This window comes from Streptomyces sp. NPDC059398 (assembly GCF_042751845.1).
Taxonomy (GTDB): Bacteria; Actinomycetota; Actinomycetes; order Streptomycetales; family Streptomycetaceae; genus Streptomyces.
Genome location: NZ_JBHYWP010000192.1, coordinates 1 through 4145, shown reverse-complemented (window position 1 = coordinate 4145; position 4145 = coordinate 1). Strand labels below are relative to the sequence as shown.

5 protein-coding genes are annotated in these 4145 nt (G+C 72.5%); 2 read left to right on the top strand and 3 right to left on the bottom strand.

The window, feature by feature from the left end:
* The 3 genes from ACFXBC_RS34795 to ACFXBC_RS34785 all read right to left on the bottom strand — a co-directional run.
* The coding region (locus tag ACFXBC_RS34795) for a heavy metal translocating P-type ATPase (protein WP_385034037.1) at positions 1-927 on the bottom strand (927 nt) is incomplete at its 3' end.
* A gap of 111 nt (positions 928-1038) precedes the next feature.
* Positions 1039-1305: a heavy-metal-associated domain-containing protein gene (locus ACFXBC_RS34790; RefSeq protein ID WP_385034034.1), complete on the bottom strand. Its 267-nt coding sequence runs from the start codon at positions 1303-1305 to the stop codon at positions 1039-1041.
* 171 nt (positions 1306-1476) lie between these two features.
* Entirely contained in the window at positions 1477-2496 is a 1020-nt protein-coding gene (locus ACFXBC_RS34785) for a cation diffusion facilitator family transporter (protein ID WP_385034031.1), read from the bottom strand.
* A gap of 390 nt (positions 2497-2886) precedes the next feature.
* Between ACFXBC_RS34785 and ACFXBC_RS34780 the strand changes: the two genes are divergently transcribed.
* Both ACFXBC_RS34780 and ACFXBC_RS34775 read left to right on the top strand, forming a co-directional pair.
* Positions 2887-3375, top strand: a complete 489-nt coding sequence (locus ACFXBC_RS34780; protein WP_385034028.1) for a hypothetical protein — start codon at positions 2887-2889, stop codon at positions 3373-3375.
* A gap of 99 nt (positions 3376-3474) precedes the next feature.
* The gene (locus ACFXBC_RS34775) at positions 3475-4125 is read left to right on the top strand and encodes a DUF305 domain-containing protein (protein WP_385034025.1); all 651 of its coding nucleotides are present in this window, start codon (positions 3475-3477) and stop codon (positions 4123-4125) included.
* Positions 4126-4145: the final 20 nt, after the last annotated feature.

The following is a 4145-nucleotide window of genomic DNA, read 5'->3' as shown; positions in this document are numbered from 1 at the left end:
CCCCGCGCCGGCCCCCCCACCCCGCGAGCGCGCGCCCGCGCCCCCGCCCGCCCCCCCCTCGGCCACGGTGCCGTCGGCGGCGATCTTCTCCCCGGGGCGCACCACGAAGCGGTCGCCGACCGCCAGCCCGGCGACCGGGATCCGGGACTCACGGCCGTCCCTGAGCACGGTCACGTCCTTGGCGCCCAGCTCAAGCAGCGCACGCAGCGCGGCGCCCGCCTTCCGCTTGGACTTCGCCTCCAGATAGCGGCCGGCGAGGATGAACGTGGTCACCCCGGCGGCGGCCTCCAGATAGATGGAGGACGATCCGTCCGCCCGCGCCACGGTGAACTCGAACCCGTGCCGCATGCCGGTCATCCCCGCCCGGCCGAAGAACAGGGCCCACAGGGACCAGCCGAGCGCGGCGAGCGTGCCGATGGACACGAGGGTGTCCATCGTGGCCGCGCCGTGCCGGGCGTTGGTCCAGGCGGCCCGGTGGAACGGCAGCGCGCCCCAGACCACGACGGGCGCGGCGAGCGTGAGGGAGAGCCACTGCCAGTTGTCGAACTGGAGGACCGGCACCATCGCCATCAGGACGACGGGTACGGAGAGCGTCAGCGAGACGAGCAACCGCTGCCTGAGTGCGGCCTGTTCATCGCCGACGGGTGCGGGTCCCGGCTCCGTACGCGGCTCGGCGGCCGGCGGCGTGGGCTCCTCGGCGGTGTAGCCGGTCTTCTCGACGGTGGCGATCAGGTCCGAGACGTCCAGGTCTCCGCCGTACGAGATCTTCGCCTTCTCGGTGGCGAAGTTGACCGTGGCGGTGACCCCGTCCAGCCGGTTGAGCTTCTTCTCGACGCGCGCCGCACACGACGCGCAGGTCATTCCACCGATGGACAGTTCGACTTGGGCGGCCGGAGCCACCGGGTGCTCGTGAACCGTAGTGGTCATTGCTGGTCTCCTGGGGGAGTCCGGTGCGTACGGCTTCCGTATCAGCGGGGCGGCACGGACCGGAGTGGAATCCGGGGCCCGGGGCGGAGCGGCCCCGGGCGGTACGGAACGTCAGAGACGGCCGGCGAGCTCGTAGCCCGCCTCGTCGACGGCGGCGCGGACGGCCTCGTCGTCCAGGGCCGCGGCGGAGGTGACCGTGACCTGGCCGGTGGAGGCGGCGGCCTCGACCGAGGTGACACCGGAGAGGGCCGAGATCTCCTCCGTTACCGCTCCTTCGCAGTGGCCGCAGGTCATGCCCGACACCCGGTACGTGGTGGTGACAGGGCCGCCCGTGATGTCGGTCGCGGCGCTGGAGCGGGAGTCTGCCTGGGGGGTCATCGCATCGTCCTTAAGGATCGCTGTGGGTGGGCCGGTCGGGGGCGGAACAGGGGCTGCCTGTGGTCTCCGCCTTCCCGATCACAGGAACACCATACCCAAGGGGGGTATTCCCCCGATGCTCGGCCTGCCCGTCCCGCCTGTCCCTCCGGTCGTCACCCCGCCCGTTCCGGATCAGTGGTCGTGCGGTCCCGCGTGGTGGGTGGGGCCGTGGGCGTCCTCGCAGTGGGCGCCGCCCCCGGTCACGGGCGGCGGTGCGGAGCCGATGGTGAGCTCCTGTCCGGCCGCGACCGCGTGGGCGTGGTCGACCTGGAGGGTCGTGTGGGTGATGGCCCACTGGTCGGCCAGAAGGCGTTCGAGGTCGCGGCGTACGGCATGGCAGTCCCCGGCGCGGGTGACCAGCACATGCGCGGACAGGGCGGTCTGCTCGGAGCTGATCTGCCAGACGTGCAGGTCGTGGACCTCCACGACACCTTCCTGGGCCGCGAGCTGGTCGCCGAGTACGTCGGGGTCGGTGCCCGCCGGCGCCGCTTCGAGGAAGATACGGCCCGAGGCGCGGGCGAGACCGGTGCCGGCCCGGAGCATCAGCGCGACCACGACCAGGGTGGCGATGGCGTCGGCCCTTTCGAACCCCGTGGTCAGCACGGCCACACCGGCGACGGCGGTGGCGATGAAGCCGTACAGGTCGGTGAGGATGTGCTGGTAGGCGCCCTCGACGTTGAGACTGCTGCGGTTCGCCCGGGAGATGCACCAGGCGGCCACGAGGTTGACGACGACCCCGACGAGCGCGGTGACCAGGACCGGTCCGCCGGTCACCGGGGGTGGGTCGATCAGGCGGCGCACCGCTTCGTAGGCCAGCCATGCGGCGAGTACGAGCAGGGTGATGCCGTTGGCCTGGGCGGAGAGGATCTCGGCGCGCTTGAGGCCGAACGTGTAGCCGCCCCGGGCGGGCCGGGCCGCCAGCCGCATCGCGACCAGCGCCAGGACGATGGACGCGGCGTCGGTCAGCATGTGGGCCGCGTCGGAGAGCAGGGCCAGGGAGTGTGCCGCCAGCCCGACGGCGACCTCCCCTGCCATGAAGACGACGATCAGGGTGAGCGCCGCGCCGAGCCAGCGGCGGTCGGCGTCCCGGGCCACGCCGTGGCTGTGCCCGTGGTCGCCCGAGCCCGGATGGTGATGATCGTGGCTGCTCACGTCGTGTCCCCCTGTGCGGTCGGAGACGGGCAGTGAACCTCAGCAGGGGCCACCCGTGCAAAGGCTGCACCGATGTCGGTTACCAGTGTCGTTAGCGGCGCCGCCGGAACCCCGGCGACCAGGCCGGTACGGGCAGGGGACTGGGCGGTGCACGGGGCCGGGGCCAGGGGCCGACCGGGCGCTGAATACCGCGCCGGGGTATGGTCGGGCCGGGCGGTCGCAGCCGCCCTTGACAAGCGCACGCCGGCAGAACGGAACGCCCGGACGAACCGGAACGGCGCGGACAGCCGGAACGCCGGAGCCAACCAGAGCGGCTCGGACGGCTGGAACGCCGGAGCCAACCGGAACGGCCGCCAAGCCGGACACCGGATACGGAGAGTGGGGAGCCGGGTGAGCAGGGGAGCCGCACGCGGACGCGCCACTGCGCGGCTGGCCGCGGTGTGCGCGGTGCTCTTCGGCCTCTTCCTCATGCACGGTGCTCCGGCCACCGCGGCCGGCGGTTGCCACGGCGCGCCCTCCGGGAACGCGGTGATGCCCGGTGGCCTTGGCGCCACTGCGATGGCCTCCGGCCATGGCGCCCGCGCGATGACGTCCGCAGGCGCCCATGAGGCCACTGTTCACTCCGGGCCCGGTCTCCGGGCCGATACCGCGTTCCGGGCCGGCCCCGAGCAGCCGATGCGCGGCGCGGTCTGTGTGTCGACCCCCGCGCGTGACCACACCTCGCTCAGGCAGGCCGGACTCAGCGCCCTTGCCGTCGTCGCACTCCTCGCCGCGCGGGTGCTGAACGGCCGCCCCGTGCTCCTGGGCCGGACCGGAAAAGGAGGCCCGCCGGGAAGCGGGCGAAGTCTGCTGCTGCAGGTCTGTATCGCGCGGGTGTGACAGGGCCGCGCCGGACCCGGCCGTCACGGTCGGCGTTTCCCGGCAACGGTCCCCGTTCACCCGCGCGCCTCCGGGCGCGCCCACCCGGAAAGACCTGCCATGCCTGTTCTCCCGCACTCCCTCTCCCTCGCACCCCGTCGTGCCGCCCTGGCCACGGGTGTTGCCACCGCTCTCGCTCTCGGGCTCACGGCCTGCGGCTCCGGCGAGAAGCACACGTCCGCACATGACGCGCACCACGGAAGCAGCCCTGCCGCCTCGGCGCCGGGGGACTTCGACGCGGCGGACGTGACGTTCGCGCAGATGATGATCCCGCACCACCAGCAGGCCGTCTCGATGGCCGAGCTGGCCGACAGCCGGGCAGCGGACCCGGAGGTCAAGAGCCTGGCCGGGGACATCGAGAAGGCTCAGGGCCCCGAGATCAACACGATGCGGGGCTGGCTCTCCTCGTGGGGCAAGCCGGCCTCCCCGTCCATGGACCACAGCATGCCGGGCATGGACCACGGCAGTGGCCAGACCATGCCCGGCATGATGTCCGCCCAGGACATGGCCGGGCTCAAGGCGGCCAGGGGCAAGGACTTCGACAAGAGGTTCACCGAGATGATGATCGGTCACCACAAGGGCGCGATCACCATGGCCGAGGACGAGCAGAAGAAGGGCCGCAACAGCCGGGCCAAGAAGCTCGCCGCCGCCGTGGTGAAGAACCAGCGGGCCGAAGTCGACACGATGCACAAGATCCTCGACCGGCTCTGATGTACGCCTGTGCCGGGCCC